At 50.4% G+C, this 19,179-nt stretch carries 18 protein-coding genes; 5 read left to right on the top strand and 13 right to left on the bottom strand.

Annotation, left to right across the window (positions count from 1 at the left end; translation table 11 throughout):
- Positions 1-27 precede the first annotated feature (27 nt).
- From KTH89_RS14045 to KTH89_RS14035, 3 genes are read left to right on the top strand one after another with little or no spacing between them, the layout of a single operon-like run.
- Positions 28-480, top strand: coding sequence for a hypothetical protein (locus KTH89_RS14045; RefSeq protein WP_158346361.1), 453 nt, complete (start codon positions 28-30; stop codon positions 478-480).
- The gene (locus KTH89_RS14040; protein ID WP_158346359.1) at positions 480-1,250 is read left to right on the top strand and encodes an ABC transporter ATP-binding protein; all 771 of its coding nucleotides are present in this window, start codon (positions 480-482) and stop codon (positions 1,248-1,250) included. Before KTH89_RS14045 ends, KTH89_RS14040 begins: the two co-directional genes overlap by 1 nt.
- Complete coding sequence (locus KTH89_RS14035; protein ID WP_158346357.1) at positions 1,244-3,271, top strand: FtsX-like permease family protein; 2,028 nt, start codon at positions 1,244-1,246, stop codon at positions 3,269-3,271. The genes KTH89_RS14040 and KTH89_RS14035 overlap by 7 nt, the downstream gene beginning before the upstream one ends.
- 18 nt (positions 3,272-3,289) lie before the next feature.
- Here the strand turns inward: KTH89_RS14035 and KTH89_RS14030 are convergent, their stop codons facing one another.
- The 8 genes from KTH89_RS14030 to modA form a co-directional block, all read right to left on the bottom strand.
- Positions 3,290-5,737: an ABC transporter permease gene (locus KTH89_RS14030; protein ID WP_238722125.1), complete on the bottom strand. Its 2,448-nt coding sequence runs from the start codon at positions 5,735-5,737 to the stop codon at positions 3,290-3,292.
- Positions 5,738-5,739: 2 nt separating this feature from the next.
- Complete coding sequence (locus KTH89_RS14025; protein ID WP_238722124.1) at positions 5,740-6,414, bottom strand: ABC transporter ATP-binding protein; 675 nt, start codon at positions 6,412-6,414, stop codon at positions 5,740-5,742.
- A gap of 185 nt (positions 6,415-6,599) precedes the next feature.
- On the bottom strand, positions 6,600-7,649 hold the full coding sequence (locus KTH89_RS14020) for a sensor histidine kinase (protein WP_238722123.1): 1,050 nt from the start codon (positions 7,647-7,649) through the stop codon (positions 6,600-6,602).
- Positions 7,642-8,343, bottom strand: coding sequence for a response regulator transcription factor (locus tag KTH89_RS14015; RefSeq protein WP_158346348.1), 702 nt, complete (start codon positions 8,341-8,343; stop codon positions 7,642-7,644). The genes KTH89_RS14020 and KTH89_RS14015 overlap by 8 nt, the downstream gene beginning before the upstream one ends.
- A 695-nt stretch (positions 8,344-9,038) precedes the next feature.
- Positions 9,039-9,878 (bottom strand): Mrp/NBP35 family ATP-binding protein, encoded by an 840-nt coding sequence (locus KTH89_RS14010; protein WP_158346346.1) that lies wholly within the window; start codon positions 9,876-9,878, stop codon positions 9,039-9,041.
- Between the two features lie 17 nt (positions 9,879-9,895).
- A complete protein-coding gene (locus KTH89_RS14005; RefSeq protein WP_158346344.1) occupies positions 9,896-10,627 on the bottom strand; it encodes a sulfate/molybdate ABC transporter ATP-binding protein in 732 nt (243 codons plus the stop codon).
- The gene (modB, locus tag KTH89_RS14000) at positions 10,624-11,310 is read right to left on the bottom strand and encodes a molybdate ABC transporter permease subunit (RefSeq protein ID WP_158346342.1); all 687 of its coding nucleotides are present in this window, start codon (positions 11,308-11,310) and stop codon (positions 10,624-10,626) included. Before modB ends, KTH89_RS14005 begins: the two co-directional genes overlap by 4 nt.
- Positions 11,311-11,352: 42 nt before the next feature.
- Complete coding sequence (gene modA / locus KTH89_RS13995) at positions 11,353-12,252, bottom strand: molybdate ABC transporter substrate-binding protein (protein ID WP_238722122.1); 900 nt, start codon at positions 12,250-12,252, stop codon at positions 11,353-11,355.
- A 354-nt stretch (positions 12,253-12,606) separates the two neighbouring features.
- Between modA and KTH89_RS13990 the strand changes: the two genes are divergently transcribed.
- Positions 12,607-13,809: an ATP-binding protein gene (locus KTH89_RS13990; RefSeq protein WP_238722121.1), complete on the top strand. Its 1,203-nt coding sequence runs from the start codon at positions 12,607-12,609 to the stop codon at positions 13,807-13,809.
- On the opposite strand, the gene KTH89_RS13985 is transcribed toward KTH89_RS13990, so the two are convergent.
- The 5 genes from KTH89_RS13985 to KTH89_RS13965 form a co-directional block, all read right to left on the bottom strand.
- The gene (locus tag KTH89_RS13985; RefSeq protein ID WP_238722120.1) at positions 13,760-14,710 is read right to left on the bottom strand and encodes an MOSC domain-containing protein; all 951 of its coding nucleotides are present in this window, start codon (positions 14,708-14,710) and stop codon (positions 13,760-13,762) included. The two genes, KTH89_RS13990 and KTH89_RS13985, sit on opposite strands and share 50 nt — an antisense overlap.
- 1 nt (position 14,711) lies before the next feature.
- Positions 14,712-15,695 (bottom strand): GTP 3',8-cyclase MoaA, encoded by a 984-nt coding sequence (gene moaA, locus KTH89_RS13980; RefSeq protein ID WP_238722119.1) that lies wholly within the window; start codon positions 15,693-15,695, stop codon positions 14,712-14,714.
- The gene (gene moaC / locus KTH89_RS13975; protein WP_158346334.1) at positions 15,658-16,152 is read right to left on the bottom strand and encodes a cyclic pyranopterin monophosphate synthase MoaC; all 495 of its coding nucleotides are present in this window, start codon (positions 16,150-16,152) and stop codon (positions 15,658-15,660) included. The genes moaA and moaC overlap by 38 nt, the downstream gene beginning before the upstream one ends.
- A gap of 6 nt (positions 16,153-16,158) precedes the next feature.
- The gene (locus KTH89_RS13970; protein ID WP_238722118.1) at positions 16,159-17,184 is read right to left on the bottom strand and encodes a molybdopterin-binding protein; all 1,026 of its coding nucleotides are present in this window, start codon (positions 17,182-17,184) and stop codon (positions 16,159-16,161) included.
- Between the two features lie 154 nt (positions 17,185-17,338).
- Positions 17,339-17,599, bottom strand: a complete 261-nt coding sequence (locus KTH89_RS13965; protein WP_158346332.1) for a YlmC/YmxH family sporulation protein — start codon at positions 17,597-17,599, stop codon at positions 17,339-17,341.
- Positions 17,600-17,743: 144 nt separating this feature from the next.
- Here KTH89_RS13965 and KTH89_RS13960 point away from each other — a divergent pair, with 144 nt between their 5' ends.
- On the top strand, positions 17,744-19,132 hold the full coding sequence (locus KTH89_RS13960; RefSeq protein WP_238722117.1) for an MATE family efflux transporter: 1,389 nt from the start codon (positions 17,744-17,746) through the stop codon (positions 19,130-19,132).
- The last annotated feature ends 47 nt before the right edge of the window (positions 19,133-19,179 follow it).

Below are 19,179 nucleotides of genomic sequence, written 5' to 3'. Positions count from 1 at the left end.
ATATATCAAAAAAGGAGGTGTATAAGTGTGCGAAGCAGCAGAAAAGAGGTTCGCGGGAGAACCATTCCTCCCGCAAAGGGCCGTGTAAACAAGAGGTTTCTTATTGCCGCGGCCGGCTTGGCAGTTATGATTCTGGGCCTGTGTTTGATTTTTCTATTATCAAAGGCGTCGGGAATCCGGTCCGATTCCAGCGGAGTTGTCTTTATAACCGAAGGCGGAACTGTCAAAGAGGTGACCATCGACGGACACTTTCCCTTCCGGAATGTCATCCCAACACTTGAGGAAAGCACTGTGCGGGGTATAGACGGAACTGTTATAGAAGAAATCAAGACCTATACTTTGGAAGATGAATTTTCCCCGACGATGCAGGGAACTATGAAAATCTATATCGAAACGGCAGATGACATGACCAAAACCTACGTCTTAAAATTTGCCGACCGGGATATTACTATTACAGATGGAAGGGTGGTGGAACCGTAATGAACCGCAGGCAACCTTTACTCCGAGTGGAACAGATCGAAAAATATTACGGCAATCAAGGCGCCGTAACAAAAGCGCTGGATCGGGTAAGCTTTCAAGTAGAGACAGGAGAATTTATCAGTGTGATGGGCGCGTCCGGCTCCGGCAAAACCACTCTGCTTAACTGTATCTCTACCATTGACTCCGTAAGCGCGGGGCACATATATTTGGAGGAGCAAGATATCACTTCCATACCGGAAGACAATCTGGCGGCCTTCCGGCGGGATCATCTCGGCTTTGTGTTCCAAGATTTTAATCTGCTGGATAACCTGACTCTGGAAGAGAATATCGCTTTGCCTTTAACGCTTCACCGTCTGCCGCCTCACGAGATTGACAGCCGCGTTCACAAGATCGCGGATTCCTTACAGCTTGGGGATGCGCTGGGAAAATTTCCCTATCAGGTCTCCGGCGGCCAAAAACAGCGATGCGCGTTCGCGCGGGCCGTAACCGGCGGCCCCAATCTGATTATGGCCGACGAGCCTACAGGCTCACTGGATTCAAATGCAGCCCGGATCCTGCTGGAAATCATGTCGGAACGCAACAGGAAATCAAATGCAACGATCATCATGGTGACCCATGACCCGTTCAGCGCCAGTTACGCTAGCCGCATTCTGTTCCTTAAAGACGGAAAAATATTCAATGAAATCATAAAGGGTGAAAAATCTCGCAGTGTATTCTATCACGAAATACTGGATGTCCTTTCTGTGCTTGGAGGTGAGCGGCCATGTTAGGAACATTGTCTGTACGTAACGCCAAACGGCAGTTCCGGGATTATACGCTGTATCTGGTCACCCTCATATGCTCCGTCTCCTCCATGTACGCCTTCAACGCTTTCATTTTCTCTGATAGCATAAAAGCGCTGTCTGAACTGGAAATACTGCCATACATGATTACCGTTTCAACACTGCTCATCATCCTCGTTTTGGGCTGGATCGTAAATTATATGACAAACTACATGCTCAAAAGGCGCAGCAGAGAATTCAGTATATACATGGTCTCCGGCATCCCCAACCGTTCTATCAGCAGGCTTATTTTCCGGGAAAATTTAATCATCGGAGCCATCGCCTATCTGCTCAGCCTTCCGGCCGGCATCCTGCTGTCCCAACTGCTTCAGGCGGCGTTGCTTGGCATGTTTGCGCAATCCTACTCGCTCAATTTCAGATTGTCGCTCCGGACGGCAGTTCTGACTCTGCTTTATTTTGCTGCTATTTTTTTATTTTCCCTTCTAAAAAGCAGAAAATGGGTCCGCAGGATAAAACTATACGATCTGCTCTATTATGACCGGCAAAATGAAAAACACCTGCTGGCCGGCAGGGCGTCCGCCATAACTGTCTTTTTGCTTTCCATCATCTCCGGCTGCCTGGGTCTTACCTTTATTACTGTGCAGCCGCTTGGCAGGGGATATGATTATCTGCTGGGAATGCTACTGCTGTCCCTGTTCTTATTCGGCTTTTTTCTGAGCATTCCTTCCTTTCTTGTGGCAATATCAGAAAATCGAATTGCCTGGAAGTACACCAAAGACCATCTGATCACCTTCCGGCTTTTCACTTCCAAAATACGTTCGATGAGTATTGCTATGGCGGTCCTCTCGATCCTGTTCACACTGGCGCTCACCTTTATCGGAATCGGCATCTCCGCCAGCAGTCTTGCAGCCCGGAGCGTCAGTTCAAACGTCTTTGATCTTATGATTCTCCACAACAAAGAGAGCCGGGATTTTTCCGTCTATGAGAAACTCATTGCGCCCGCAGCCCCCATCCGATCCAGCCATGCTTATAACATTTATACCAATTCGAAACAGGACTTTCTTGCCGTCCGCGGCAAAACAGTGACCGCCGTAGGCCGCCCGCGAAGCTTTATCTACGAAGAATACCAATACGACACCTATATGGCCCAGAGCGACTACACAATCTTAAGAAAAATACTGGGATACGAAAAAGCGGAACTAAACGAAAACAGCTACTATATCCATTGCGTCCCAGCCCTAAAAACCAGCTTCACCAGCTATATATCACAAAATCCAAAAATCACCCTGTCCGGCCGCACATTAACCGCCGGCGGAATCTTAACCGAACCCTTTTCCCAAAGCGAGCCCTACGGTAACGGATACGACTATATAATCATAATCCCCGACCCGATAGCCGTCCGGTTGGAAATACGATACAGCCTCTATGCCGCGATAACCGAATCTCCCCTCAACAGCATTTCCCTGCAAACCATCATCGCCGCTTCCCATGACCGGCTAATCCTCCTGGACAGAAGCACGATCCGTTCCACAAATGGTAAATACGGCACTGCGCTAGTCCATTCCACCGCAGATTACCTCACCGGAAAATGGGCGCAAAAAGAATCTCTGTCCCAAATGTACTCCTTCTTAATCTGCCTCTTTTATCTGGCGCTCATTTTAGAAATCACCGGTGCAGCCATTCTGGCAACCCAGTTGTTAAGCGACAAAGAAAAGAAACAACAGCAGGACAACATTCTCCGCCGCCTTGGCATGTCCAATAAGCAGATCACCAAACAAAACAACCGATATCTGACATTGCTTTTCATACTACCGATCCTGCCTGCCCTCGTCATAAGCACCAGTCTTATTTCGATAACCGCAGAAAAAATCCACTACACAGAGTTCCATTTACCCATCTTTACCAGCCGGCTTTGGATTTACCAATCCCTTGGATATTCACTCTTCTTGTTCACTCTGCTCTACGGCATCTATTACCTAACTGCCCGCTTCACTTACAACCGCCGCTAGACCCGAAGCGGGCTCTCTCTATTCCGCCTGCCTAATCCGCTCCACCAGAGGCTGCTGTGCCAGCATCCGCGAACCGTAAGCGTTCATTGTAAACTGTACTCCCAGCAGGGCAGCAATATATAGCAGAACCGGGATTAATGGGAATGTATATTCCATCGGGACCATCAGCGCATTTTCCATCGCGTACTGCAGGCCATAGCCCATAAGGCTTCCGACGATCACGGTAAAGGCGATGGTTACTACGGTATATATGGTGCTCTCTTGGCTCAACATTTTGCCGACCTGACGTTTGGTCATGCCGACCGACTGGAGAACGGCGATCTCCCGGCGGCGGCTGTACAGGTTCGTAAGCTCCGTATTGATCAGGTTGATGATGCCGAACAAGATGAGGAACGCGGCCAGTACATTGAGCACGATCTTCATGGGCTCCATCATCTCCCTGGCTGCATCCATATTCTCCTGTTTGGACATGACGTTCAGGTTACCGCTTTCGGCATACAGATCTGTCAACGTGTTTTCTATGGACTGCGCTTTGGATGGATCTACGGCAAATTCAATTCCGTAGGAACTGTCGGTACCGGTCATCTGCTCCAGCTGGGACACAGGCATCAGCAGCATACTGCCCATGATGGAAAGGGGGATTTCGCCGTAATCCACTTTGTTTGCCTGCTGCCATAGGATCTGGTTGTAAGTGGCAATAACCGGCATTTCCACGACGGTTTCCTGTCCCGACGGGTCACAGTAGGTCACGTGGAAGGTATCTCCGATGTGAACGGGGTGCTCTTTCAGCCTGCTGTTGCTTCCTAATTCCAGGATCACTCCCATTTGCGCGTTTAGTTCTTCATAAGTTTGAGGCCCTTCGTAATTCATCTGTTTGAGCAGGGCGAAATCCTGTTCTTCCAGGCCGTTAATGGAACCTTCTCTTTCTTCCTGAAATATATCCTGTTTGATCTCTACCAGATACCAGGGCCGGATCTGTCTGACACCATCGATGTTCATAATCTGCTCTTCCACCTCAGCCATCAGACCGCTTTTTTGCAGCTCCGTCATGTTCTTCATCCGGCTGCTCTGGCTGGTGTCCGCTCCATATCCCTGATCTACCGTCAGGCTTACCTGATATTCCCCGTTGGGGAACTGGGATAACGCCACTTGTTCCGGCTTGTAGGATACGACAAAGGTGCAGATGGTTCCCAGCAGAATTCCCGCCAGAACTAAAGAGCACATGGTCATGGCTGTCTTCTTTTTGCTCCGCTTCAGATTCAGAATACCCAGGTAGGAAGGATTCAGGCTCCGCGTCAGGTTTTTTGTACCGGTATGTTTTCCTTCATAACCGGTGTATTGGGCAGCCTCGATCGGTGAAGTTTTCGCGGCGATCCGGGCCGGTTTTCTGACGGCCAGCCTGACCCCTGCGAACCCGAACAGTACACACACGATACCGCAGAGCAGAGCCGTCTTCCATTCCCACCCCTTGGGCACCAGAATGTATCCCATCAGGCATCCAAACGCCAGGCCGAAAGGGATTCCCCTGGCTGCCAGAACCATCCCTTCCCTGGTAACCAGGCGGCGGACCTGCTTCTGTGTAGCTCCGATCGTACGCAGCTGGCCATATTCCCGCACTTTTCCCGCCACAGAAATGTAGAAGATATTCTTAATGACAATGCCCGCCGACAAAAGGATCAGAACAGCGACCGCAGCCAGCATTACGATGGTGAGGGTGCCGATTCTGGAAACCGACGCCTGGTTAAAAAAGGATTCCGCCATCTTAATCTGTTCTTCCGAAATCCCGTATTCGGCCCCGATCTGCGCCGCCTTCTCCGTGGCTTCGCTAAGCGTCATATTCGTTGCATTTTTCATATCGACTACCGCGTCCACTCGATCGGAAGGCCGGCCGGTCAGCAGGCCGATCACATTCTGAGACGCCACGATCCGATAGATGCCGCCGCCCTTGGAGGGAGCTTCGCTGATTCCGCTTAAACTATAATCCCTCGTCTGTCCGTCTCCCAGGTCAAGAGAGACGGTATCTCCTGGCGACGCTTTTATATTAAGACGTTCCAGATAGTCCCTGGGCAGCATCAGTTCCGTTCCCTCTTCGGGCAGTTCCCCCGTATATTTCAATTCATTTTTTTCCGCCATCACTGCGTCCTGGTAAAAGACTACCAGCCGGGCCGTTCCGACCTTCGCGCTTCCGGCGCTCATACTGCCGCCGGCCCACAGAATATCCGGGCGGTCTTTGATCTGTTCCAGCTGTTCTTTCGTTACTTGTTCGTAAGTTACCTGGGAGCGCTCTTCCATCCTTCTTAATTTTTCTGTCGCGCTTCCGAATCCATACAGCAAAAAGGTTAGGATCAGCGCTACGCTTAAGGCTACCGTCATACAGGTAAACAGATTCAGGTTCCTGTTTTTATGCAGATCCTTTTTGGCTATCTTATTTACGACATTCCTGTTATTGTTTTTGTCCAGACCCATGATTACCACCTGCTTTCCGCGATTTTTCCATCCTCGATACGGATCGTCTCATCCGCCATCTGGGCAATCTCTTCATTATGCGTGATTATCATCATGGTCTGATGGAACTTCTCTCCGGTAGTTTTCAACAGGCTTAACACATCCTGACTGGTACGGCTGTCCAGATTACCGGTGGGTTCATCCGCCAGCAGGATTGCCGGTTTGGCCGCCAGGGCCCGGGCGATAGCCACTCTTTGCTGCTGTCCCCCGGACAGCTGGTTCGGCATGCTGTCCAGGCGGTCCTTCAGGCCGATCAGCTGAACGATCTCCTTAATATATTCCTGATCCGGCTTGCTTCCATCCAGCTCGATAGGCAGCACAATATTTTCATACACATTCAGGATCGGCACCAGATTATAATTCTGAAACACGAATCCGATCTGACGGCGCCGGAAGATCGTAAGCTCCTCATCGCTCATGCTGGAAAGCTCCTTCCCGCCCACCGTAACGCTGCCGGAAGTAGGGGTATCCAAGCCGCCGATCATATGCAGCAGTGTGGATTTTCCACTGCCCGATGTGCCTACCACCGCCGTAAAACTGCCCTTTTCTATCTCCAGTGACACGCCGTCTAACGCCTTAACCATCTGGCTGCCGCTCCCATAATACTTTTTCAAGTCCTTCGTCTCTAATATACTCATAAGTTTCTCACCCTTTCCTTTGATAACTCCATCATAGCACCCGAAAGTTTCAAAACCCTCTCAAAGTCTCAAGGAATCCTCTCAATCTTGTAACATTCAATATATTTTTTTCTGCATTAATAAGAGGGAGGCCCCGGGCAGCCGTTTTTTTTGCTCCGGCTGTCCGGGACCTCTGTTGCAAATCGTTATACCGGCCCTTTTCCTCCTCCATTCGGTAAAAACACGGAAAACGTGGAGCCCTGCCCCGGCCTTGATTGTACGCGGATGTAGCCGCCCTGCTGGCTGATGATATGGCGGGACAGGTAGAGACCGATGCCGAGACCCTCGATTCGCCTGACCTGGCTGTCTCTGTAAAATCTTTTAAAAATGTCGTTTACCCGTTCGGGAGAGATGCCGATGCCATTATCCGTGATCTCAATCTTGCTGTACATCTCAAGCCGCTCCGCCCGGATGAAGATCCGGCCGTTTTCTTCGGTATATTTTACCGCGTTTTCCAGTATATTAAACAGCGCTTCTGCGGTCCATTTGGGATCGCAGGCAAGCGTCAGGATTTCAGGGCAGGCTATTTGGATTCGGATGTGTTTTTCATCCGCTCGGGGAGTAACGGAATCGGTTATTTCCTCCAATAAGGCGGACACCTGGGTATCCGCTTTCTGCAGATGGATCAGGCGACTTTCCAATCTGGACATTTTAATCAAGGCGTTTACTAAAAACTCAAGCTTTTTAACCTGTCCGTTCAGGACTTCCAGAAATTTCTGCTCCTGCTGTTTTGGCAATTCACTGTTGGCAATCGTATCACTGTACATCCGAATATTCGCGATAGGCGTTTTCAGCTGGTGGGAAATATCGGAGACCATTTGCTGAACCTCCTGCTTTTGGCTGAGGCTTTGGGCTACTGCGGAAGCGGTGACATCGGAAAGTTTATCCAGCTTCATTGTGATTTTTGAAGTAAGGGTTTCCCGCTCTTTGCTTCCTACTATCTTTTTGCCGTCGATCAGCCGGTCGATGCTGTCGCAGATCTGCTCCGTTATGCGGTCCATACGCCGCCGGCACAGATAATATCCCACTCCCATAATCCCGGCCAATAACAGTGAAAACAGAACCGCAAGCGTCCATATCAGGACTCTTTGAGGATTCTCACGGGTCAGATACAGGCTGGCCGTCAGATAGAGAAGGATAATGATAAGTGCCGCTGCGGCCAAAAATATCTCCCGGATGCTTTTTTGATTATTCATTTCCGCCTCCGATCTGCTCCCTGTCGCCGATCCATTGATAACCGACCCCATATACCGTCTTTATGTATGTATATTGCGCATCGGATATTTTGGATCTGAGCCTGCTCACATTGATCGTCAGGGTATGCTCGTCCACAAAGTTTCCCTCACTGTCCCACAATTTCTCCAATATTATTTCCCGGGTCAGCACCTGCCCCGGGTTTTGGAGAAAGGTTTTCAAAAGCTTATATTCCGTGGGGGTCAGCGCAAGAGGGGAATTTCCTTTTTGCACCGTCATTTCCGACAGGTTGACCCTCAGGTTGCCGCACACCAGTTCTTCGGCCGCCTTAGCTTTTCCGCAGCGGTTTAACACCGCCCGGATTCTCTGGAGCACAACTTTAATATTAAATGGTTTCGTGATATAATCATCCGCACCGGCCTCAAATCCTTTTACCATATCCTCATCCATATCCTGCGCAGTCAAAAATATGACCGGCACATCGCTGTCCCGGCGGATCTGTCCGGCAAACGCATAGCCGTTACCATCCGGCAGGTTTACATCCAGCAATATCAGGTCCCACCTCTGGCTGTGCAAAAGATCTCTGGCTGTCTTCAGATCATAAGCCGGGACCGGGATATATCCTGCCGCCTGCATATTATAGCAAAGGCCTGCATTTAACATTTCATCATCTTCTATAATTAAAATCCGCTCCATAAATTTGTTCCCTTCCGCACGCACGGTTTCTCTCGCCTGCTAAACCTTTCATGTGATCAGATAGTTTTCATATTCCTGATCGAATCTCATGATATTAAATCTTATACTTTACAGTATCCCATTCATTCATGCCCTTCGGGCGGGTTCGCAGCCTTCGCCGCTCAATAATGTATGATATAGTAATTTTTCACCGTCCTCATATTCTGAGGCAGTATCCGCTAACAATCAATAGTGTAATGCGGCAGCCTCCTTCTGTCAATGTACTTGCGTGAGCAGTCGGCGGTAATAACCTGTATAAAAATTATACACCCAAAGACATTTCCCCTGCGTACATGGGCACTTACCTATAAATGCCGCATCCTATATCCATATCATATATACATTATAATATAGAAGTAATGGCGCAGAATCCATCCCCCAATAGCCGAAAAAAAGAGCTGCCGTACTGAAAATTTAATTTCAGTACGGCAGCCCATCTTCATCCGGTTGTGCTTCTCCTGGTTGTGCTTCTTCCGTTTACGCTTTCTCCGGTCACATTACTCCCGGCAGCGTTTCTTTGCTTCCGTTTCATTCTTCCAGAACCGGAGTCCTTCTTTTTTATCGCTAAGAGCACTTGCAGCTGCTTTTTAGCCGCTTATGTGCGATGCATAAAAAATAGTCAGCGAGGCTTTTCGAGCGCTGCTATTTTATGCCCCCTACTCTTCCAGTTTAAAAGCGGCGGCGGACAGATATTCATTTTTGGCTTCGGCAAATTTCCCCTGATCGGATAATTCCGCAAAGGCCGGCTCGATCGGCATTTTTCCCAATACGCTTAGATTCAGCTCTTTCGCCGCCTCATCGATGTGGCTTTCACCAAATACCCGTATCTCTTTGCCGCAGTCCGGACATTTCAGATAGCTGTAGTTTTCCACAATGCCCAGCACCGGAATATTCATGGCGTTGGCCATATTATATGCTTTCTTTACAATCAGCTGTACCAGATCCTGCGGGCTGGTTACGATCACGATACCGTCTACCGGCAGGGACTGAAATACCGTCAGCGGAACGTCGCCGGTTCCGGGAGGCATGTCCACGAACAGGAAATCCAGGTCACCCCACATAACCTCCTGCCAGAACTGTTTTACCGTATTGGCGATAATAGGGCCGCGCCAGATCACCGGATCTTCCTCGTTGGGCATGATCAGATTCACGGACATGACTTTTACTCCGTTTTCCGCTTCCGCCGGGAAAATCCCCTCATCGGTAGCGCTTAAAGGGCCGTGCAGGCCGTACATTTTGGGAATGGAAGGACCGGTTATATCCGCGTCCAGGATACCGACTTCATATCCCTTTTCACGCATAGCATTGGCCAGTGACGCGGTTACGAGGGATTTTCCCACACCGCCTTTTCCGCTGACAACACCGATTACTTTCTTAACAACCGTAAATGGATTCGGTTCTACCTGAAAACTCTGAGGCTGCTGCTTGCTGGGACACCCCTCACAGCTTTCTCTGGAACAGCTTGCGCTGCTGCTGCATTCTTGATTCTCTGCCATACTGTTCATTCATCTCCTTAACTTTCCTTGCTTTTAACAGTATAAGCGTTCTCATATACTTTTTCAAGCACCCCCAGCGCAGAACTTTCAGAAATTTCGGAAACGGGTCCCTCCATCAGCACCTCTCCGTTCCCCATCACCAGAATCCTGCTGCATAGCTTATAGATTTCCCGGGGATTATGCGTGACCAGGATCACTTCACCATGGTAAATATCCAGGAGTTCATCGATCTGGTCCAGCAGTTTTTCCCGCAGATACGTATCCAGGGCGGAGAACGGCTCATCCAACAGCAGCACCTCCGGATCATAGGCCAAGATCCTGGCCAGCGCCACCCGCTGCTGCTGCCCGCCGGACAGCTGCGCCGGATAGCGCTCTTCCAGGCCTTCCAGATGTAAAAGCTTCATCATGTCCGCCACCCGGCCCGCGATCTCCTCTTTGGTTCCCCGGACGCCGGCGGCTATATTATTTTTTACCGTCATATGGGGAAACAGGGCATAATTCTGAAACAGGTAACCGATTCTGCGCTTCTGGGGGGAGACGCAGATCTTCTGTTCCGAATCAAACAGCAGCTGGTCATTCAGAGCGATCACCCCGCTGTCCGGATGTTCGATCCCGGCAATACATTTTAAAGTCATGCTTTTTCCGCATCCGGAAGCGCCCAGCACACCCAAAGGTTTTCCATCCGTGTGCAAGGTGACATCCATGGAAAAATTCTTAAATTTCTTTTTTACCGCCGCCGATAAACTCATATTCTTCCACCACGCTTTGCATATCGTTGACCCCGGAGGGTAAAATAATTCATCGCCAAAATTGCCACAAAGGAGATCACCACCACAATAATCACATAGGTATAAGCCCCGCTCATGTTCCCCGCCGCCACCTCTGAATAAATCTTAAGGGGCAGAGTCCTTGTCTTCCCGGCGATATTTCCCGCGATCATGGCTGTGGCCCCGAATTCTCCCAGGCCTCTCGCAAAGGAGAGCACCGCTCCGCTGGCGACGCCTGGAAGAGCTAACGGCATCCAGATACACCAGAAAACCTTCCATTCCGAATAGCCAAGCGTCCTAGCCGCCTGCAGATAAGTATCCTCCACCTGCTCCAGAGCGCCTCTGGCGGACCGGTACATCAGGGGAAAGGAGGCCGTCACCGCCGCGATTACCGTAGCGCTCCAGGAAAAAACCACTTTCACGCTGAAAAAATCCAGCAAAAACTTTCCCACTGGCCTTTGCACTCCAAATATGTACAGCAGAAAAAAGCCAAGCACCGTAGGAGGCAGCACCAACGGCAAAGTAAACAGCCCATCCATTATCATTTTCCACTTATTCGACCGCATCCGGGCCACCCACCAGGCGGCGAACAATCCCAGGAAAAACGTAAACAGGATAGATACGCACGCCGTTCTTATGGATATCAATATCGGTGACCAGTCCATTTTCTTCCTCCCACTCCGCAGCTGCGGCTTTTTCGAGCGTTACTATTTTGCGCCGCTTTGAGCAGGCTGAGAAAATCCGTATTTTTCAAACACCTTCATCGCGTCTGCTCCCTGCAAAAACTCCACAAAACGCTGCGCCGCCTCTTTATTTTTAGAAGCCTCCACGATCCCTACCGGATAGATGATCTGGGAAACGCTTCCTTCCGGGGCTTCCGCCACCACCTTCACCTTATCGGTGGAAGCCGCATCCGTAGCATACACGACTCCTCCCTGGGCGCTGCCTTCCGCAACCCAGTTCAGGACTTCGGTCACATTCGTTCCAAGGCTTGCCTTCGCATTGATCTTGTCCCAGATTCCCATGGACTCAAAAGCCTCTTTGGCATACTGTCCCGCGGGCACGCTGTCGGGATCCCCGATCGCCACAGACTCCATATCCAGCAGATCTTCGAATTTGTCCGGAGTCTCCCCGGAAGACGCGGGAATAATCATAACAATTTTATTTTCCAGAAGAGGGGCTATCGACTCTTTATCCATCAGCCCTTCTTCATCCAGCGCGTTCATCTGTTTCATCGCGGCAGAGATAAAGACATCCACATCGGCTCCCTCTTCGATCTGGGTCTGTAATTTCCCCGAGCTGTCATAGGTTCCCTGCACGGTAATATTGGGATTCGCCTCCTCAAACATAGGAATCAGTTCATCCACCATACTATTTTCCAGACTGGCTGCCGCCGCCAGCATCATCGTCACATTTTCCTGCTCCGCCGGAGCCTCCGTCTGCACAGGTGTCTCCGCCGCAGGGGCCTCACTGCCTTCCGCCACCGCATCCGTCTTACCGCCCGCTGTGTCCGCGGCCTCCCCGTCCTTCGCTGATCCGCATCCGGACACCGCCGCTGCCACCAGCGCAGCCGCCATCACCAAACCCAACCACTTTTTCTTCATCATTTATCCTCCTTTTTCACATTTATCCGGCGAACCTGATCCGTCACCGGTTTTCGTTATTCTCATTTGAAAATAACGCCCTTTTTATTCTAACTTATACTGTGAAAAAGATCAACCCATATTTCCAGATATTGGGGGGAATTTACTTGGGGCCGGGGCGGCGGGAACGAGACAATCTCTTTTTCTGCATAATATAAGAATAGCACCCGTATTTTCCGGTATTTTTTCGTTGGAGGATGGATAAGATAAGTACATAATACAAAAACACAAAAAACGAAAAGTTTTAATATTTGGATATAAAAACTCGTTTACATCAAAACTATTTTGTGATACGGTTTAATAAAAGAGGTGAATATTATGGTATTACGAGAACGCTATTTAGATAAACTGATCCAGCTCAGGGATAAACAGCTCATTAAGGTCGTGACCGGCGTACGGCGATGCGGAAAATCCACGTTGTTGCTGCAATTTCAGAATTACCTCAAAAAGCAAGGGGTGGCGCCGGAGCAGATCATCGTTTTAAATTTCGAGGATATTGTCAATGAGGAACTGCTGGACTATCATAAGCTATACGACTATGTGACAGCGCGGCTGCTGCCCGACAAAATGACCTATATTTTTTTGGATGAGATCCAGGCGGTGCCGGAATTTCAAAAGGCTGTTGATTCCCTCTTTATTAAGGACAAGGCGGATGTGTACATTACCGGTTCCAACGCATACCTGCTTTCGGGGGAACTGGCAACATTGCTGTCAGGCCGGTATGTAGAGATTCAAATGCTGCCGCTGTCCTTTGGGGAATACTTCGAGCTGGTGGGCGGCAGCAGACGGGATGCTTGGAATGCCTATTTCCAAAACGGCGGTTTTCCATACACCGCATCTATTGAAGATGCGGCGGTCCGTAAGGATTACCTGTCCGGGATCTACAACACAGTGCTGCTCAAAGACATCGTTGCCAGAAAGCGAATTAGCGATGTCGCTCTGCTGGAAAGCGTCATCAAGTTCCTTTTTGACAATGTAGGCAATGTGGTTTCATCTAAAAAAATTGCGGACAGCCTGACCTCTTATGGGAGAAAAACAACCCCGGTCACGGTGGAAAATTACATTGAAGCGCTGATGGAATCGTTCATCCTGTATAAAGCCGGGCGCTATGACGTGAAAGGAAAACAGCACTTGAAATCCCTGGAAAAATACTATCTTGTGGACATCGGGCTGCGCCGCCTGCTGCTGGGGAATAGGAACGTGGATATTGGACATCTGCTGGAGAACATCGTTTATCTGGAGCTGCTCCGGCGGGGTTATAAGGTCAGTATCGGCAAAGTGGAGAATCTGGAAATTGACTTTATCGCTGAATCCGGCGGCGACCGTATCTATTATCAGGTAGCGGCCAGCGTGCTTGACCCCGGAACCTTTGCCAGGGAGATTGCTCCGCTGAAAAAGGTGAATGATTACTACCCCAGGTACATCCTGTCCATGGACGAAATACCCATGAACGAGGATGGTATTAAGCAGCTCAACATCGTTGACTTTCTGCTCTCCCGCACTCCGAAGCAGTCCCTTTAAGCACCGCGATTCCGTGTTCCAGCTCCGGCAGCAGAAATTCCAGGCACTCCCGGACAGCCTTGGGGCTGCCGGGCAGGTTAACGATCAGGGAACTGCCGCGGATCACGGATACACCCCGGCTTAACATTGCACGTCCGGTGAAGCGCATGGATTCCGCCCGGATCGCTTCCGCGATCCCCGGGGCGTTTCGATGGGCTACGGCCAGGGTCGCCTCGGGGGTTACGTCTCTCATGGAAAAACCGGTGCCACCGGTAGTCAGGATCAGCGACGTCTGTCTTCCGTCGCTTAGACGGATCAGCTCGTTTTCCAGCTGTTTCTGGCTGTCCGGCAGTAGCAGTTCCTCGATGACGCGGTACCCCGCTTGGGTCAGCAATTCTTTCATCAGCGGACCGCTTTGGTCTTTGCGCTCTCCTGCGGCGCCTTTGTCGCTTAAGGTGATGACCGCGGCGGTAAATCTGGGATCTTTGTACGACTCATCCAGAAGCATCTCGTCGCCGGCGTGAATGGTTCCTCCCTGCAGCACCCGGGCGAACACACCCTGGGTGGGCATTATGCACTCACCCATTTTCTGATAGATCTGGCAATGGGTGTGGCATTCCTTGCCGATCTGGGTCATTTCCAGGAGCACTTCCCCGCATTTAAATACCGTGCCGACAGGCAGGTTGCGGAAGTCGAAGCCGGATACGATCAGGTTCTCTCCGAAAGCGCCCGGCTGTACATCGGCCCCTCTGGCCCGGAATTCTTCGATCCGTTCGTGGGACAGCAGGCTGACCTGGCGGTGCCAGTTGCCGGCATGAGCGTCTCCTTCGATGCCCCAGTCTTTTCGGAAAGACGCTTCTTCCACATAACTTTTTTGGATTCCTCTTCTATCGCTGATACAGATCGCTTTTACGGTGCCCATGTCAACCTCCTATCCCGGACATCACTCTGGTGTCCTGTTCCTGTATTTCCTGCCGCTCGCCAAACCGGTGTTCCTTCGGTTTTCTTAAAATGGCCTGATCTATTACATCCGTTAAGTCCCGGTCGGAGGCGCCGCTTCTAAGCGGGCCTTTCAGATCCACACCGTCGGGATAGTACAGGCACAGCTTTAAGAAACCGTCCGACGTCAGGCGGAGCCGGTTGCAGCTGTCGCAGAATTTGTGGCTGACCGCCTGGATAATTCCGATACAGCCCTGCTGGCCGCTTCCCTTATAATATACCGCCGGGCCGTTTCCCCGTTTTTCATCGATGCTGCGCAGATCCGGTACAGCTTCCCGGATCCTGCTTAAGACTTCCTCTGCCGGGATAGCCGCATACTGTCTTCCATAGCCGATGGGCATCATTTCGATGAAGCGCACATCGATGGGGTACCGGCGGCTCAGCCGCACAAATTCCGGGATTTCCGTCTCATTGACGCCACGCATCAGCACACAGTTGATTTTAACCCGCAGGCCCATGGCCACGGCGTCCATCATGGCTTTGCGGACCGCCGGCAGGCCGGGGACGCCTGTGATTTCCCGGAAGACGTCCTCTTTTAAGGAATCCAGGCTTATATTTACCCCGTCTATCCCGATCCGCTTTAATTCCGGCAGATATTCGCCCAGCAGCATTCCGTTGGTGGTGACTGTGACCGTTTCTGCGCCCGGCAGCTTTTTCAGATTGCTTAAAAGCTCCATGCATCCTTTCCGCACAAAGGGCTCGCCGCCGGTAACTTTGAAATTGCAAACGCCAAGTAATCCTGCGCATTTGCAAATGCGCAGGATTTCCTCGTAGCTTAAAATCTGGTCATGCGGAATACTGTCCACTTCTTCCGGCATGCAATATTTACATCTGAAATTACAGCGATCGGTTATGGATATCCGAAGATAATCAATCTTCCTTCCGTACCTGTCTTCGATTATAGACATCCCCGCTTTTTCCTCCGGTTTTCTTTTGTAAGTATATCTGACCGATTTCCATTCCCTTGTCTAACGCCTTGCACATGTCGTATATGGTCAGAAGCGCAATGCTGACGCCGGTTATGGCCTCCATTTCCACTCCCGTTCTTCCGAATGTCCGTGCGGTGCAGGACGCCTCGATCTCCCTGGTCATGGGGTACAGCTTAAAATCCAGCGTTACGTTAGTCAAATTTATGTTGTGGGTCAGGGGGATCAGGTCCGAGGTCTTCTTCGCGCCGGTGATTCCGGCGATCCTGGCCACGCCCAGCACGTCACCTTTGGACATGCTCCCCTGCTGCACAGCCTGGTAGGTCTCTTCATTCATCTGGATCCGGCCCACCGCCACAGCTTCCCGCTGGGTTTCCGCCTTTTGTCCCACATCCACCATCCGTGCATTGCCCTGTTCATCAAAATGTGTCAATTCCATATTTACTTATTCTCCTTTCCCAAAACCGCAGTTTGGAAATGTGCAGACCGGGCAGGAGAGGCACAGGCCTCCCTGGCCCAATACCTGAAGATCTTCCCTATGTATCCTGTCATCTGCCATCAGCCTCGGCAGCACCAGGTCAAAAATCGTCCGTTTCGCATACATAACGCAGCCCGGCAGTCCCGCGATGGGAATCCGGCCCTCGTAGTAGGCCAGCATAAACATGGCTCCCGGCAGTACCGGCGCTCCGTAGCTCACCACATCCGCCCCTGTATTTTTGATCGCCAGCGGTGTTCTGTCGTCAGGATCCACACTCATTCCGCCCGTACAGATAATCAGTTCCGCTCCTTTTGCGATAAAATCAAGAATCGCCTGCGTGATCTGTTCATGTTTGTCATCCAGGATCTGGCTGCCGATCACTTCCGTGTCATATTCCGCCAGCTTCTCCAAGATCACAGGCGTAAATTGATCCTGAATCCGGCCATGATACACCTCGCTGCCTGTGGTCAGAATCGCAGCCTTTTTACGCGCAAACGGTTTTAAATCCAGTATCGGTTCCTCTCCTGCGGCCTTTTTCGCCGCTTCCATTTTTTCTTCCTGTATCACCAGCGGTATGATCCGGGTTCCCGCCAGCTTGTCCCCCTTTTTCACCGGAAAGTTGCCGTGCCTGGTGGCAATGATCATCTCTCCTAATGAGTTCACCGCTTTCAATCTGCTGCTATCTACTTTCAGCAGGCCGTCGCAGGCGGCGATCAATTCGATTTTCCCCTCCTTGGCCTGAGTACGTTCCATATTTTGTCCTTTGCAGATCGCGCATAAGATTTCCGCCGCTTCATTTTCATGGAGCATTCCTTCCTGCTTTTCCCATACGTATAAATGTTCCTTGCCCACACTGAGCAGCACCGGAATATCTTCTTTTGTCACCACGTGCCCTTTGCGGAACACCGCGTCTTTTGTCACGCCAGGAATGATCTGGGTGATATCGTGACACAGGACCTGTCCCACCGCATCTTCTGTTCGAATGAGTTTCAAGGCATCCCCCTCTTTTCTCTTCTTTATTCTCATTTGAGAATAACGGTTATTTATTACAATCATACATGATTCGGGAGGGCAATGCAACCGGATTTGAATGGGTTTCCCCGGAAAAGCCGTGGTAATTTATGGAGCGGCGCCCTGGGTATTCCAGTTAAATACCGCACTTTACCAATACCTTTTCGATATCCACATCTACAAGGATAATATCCGCGCCGATCTGTTTTACCTGACACCAGGGAATCACGTATTCCATATCCCGCCCAAACAGGCAGAAGCCCTTTCCCGGTCCCGGTATAATCAGCGCCCGGACACAGCCCGTCTTGATATCAAAATCGATATCAATCACACAGCCCAGCCGTGCACAGTCACACATATTAATTACTTCTTTTTGCTTTAATTCATATACCCGCATGGAAAAGCCCCGCTTTTTCTTGCTATGTTTTATATATATGACGGAAACCGGATAATGATACCCGGATCGGATTTTATAGCAAGATTCATGAAACCGCGGCATTTGATTTTTGTTACAATACATACCAAAAAAGGAGGCGTCATCATGCGCAAGAAAACTATCTCTATTGAAAAAGTCACCCCTGCAAAAGAGCAGTCCCAAAAACTTCGTTTAGCGCAGGATTTTCATCCGCTCTCCCTGCTTCAGTTTGTGGCTCCCTCCATTGTAATGATGTTGCTTATGGGCTTTTATACCATTGGCGATACCGCCATGGTATCCCGGTTCATCCATACAAACGCCCTGTCCGCTGTCAATATCGTCTGTCCTGTTGTCAATCTCATCGTAGGATTGGGGACCATGGTCGCCACAGGAGGCAGCGCCATCATCGCCAGGAAAATGGGGAGCGGAAATGAAAAAGAAGCCTGCCGGAATCTTACGCTGCTGATTCTGACGGGCATCCTCCTGGGTATTCTCCTGGCTGTAGTCGGGATTTTCTTTCTCGATCAAATCATCCGGGGCCTGGGGGCCAGCCGGCTTTTATATCCCTATTGTAAGGATTACCTGTTTGTGCTTCTTCTTTTCACTCCAGCCAGTATGCTGCAGGTTCTGTTTCAGACTCTGCTTATCACAGCCGGACATCCCGGCTATGGCATGCTGCTGTCCGTAAGCGCCGGTATCGCAAACCTGCTATTGGATTATCTGTTCATGGTTCCCCTTGACATGGGGATCGCGGGTTCCGCGCTGGGAACCGGCATCGGCTATCTGCTGCCTGCTGGGTTCGGTCTGGTCTTTTTTATCCGCACGAAGGGTACCCTGCGCTTTTGCAGACCCCTTTGGGACTTCGGGGTCATACGGGAGAGCTGCCTGAACGGTTCCTCCGAAATGGTCAGCCAGGCTGCCTCCGCTGTAACTACCTTCCTGTTCAACCGTGTAATGATGAAACATCTGGGAGAAAATGGGGTGGCCGCCATTACGATCCTCATCTACTCCCAGTTTCTGCTGACTACGCTGTACATCGGTTTTTCGATGGGGGCGGCTCCCATCATCAGCTATAACTATGGCAGCGGAAACCGCCCGCGGCTGCGTAAGGTATTACGGCTGTGCCTGGCCTTTCTAGCCGTCGCATCCGTTCTTTTATTCGTCTTCTCTCTCACCTGCGCTTCCGGTCTGGTAGGTATTTTCTGTCCGAGGGAAAGCGACGTTTATAAGATTGCGCTGGATGGATTTTCCATCTTTTCCTTTAGTTTTTTATTGTGCGGATTCAATATTTTTACCTCCGCTGTTTTTACCGCCCTTTCAAACGGCAAAACTTCCGCATTGCTGTCCTTTTTAAGAACGTTTGGTTTTATCACGGCAGGGCTTATCGTTCTGCCCTGGTTCCTGGGCATTCCCGGCGTATGGCTGGCTGTCCCGCTGGCGGAAGCGGCTACTTTGGTGATTGCCCTGATTTGCCTTTCAAAAGAAAAAGCGTTTCTGCTTTTTACCTCCGGGTAAAAAGCAGATAACGCTTTATAAACTTAACTGAAATTTAAGAACCGTTA

Origin of the sequence: Diplocloster agilis, assembly GCF_019042275.1 — a bacterium.
Lineage (GTDB): Bacteria > Bacillota > Clostridia > Lachnospirales > Lachnospiraceae > Diplocloster > Diplocloster agilis.
This window is presented reverse-complemented; position numbering and strand designations above follow the sequence as displayed.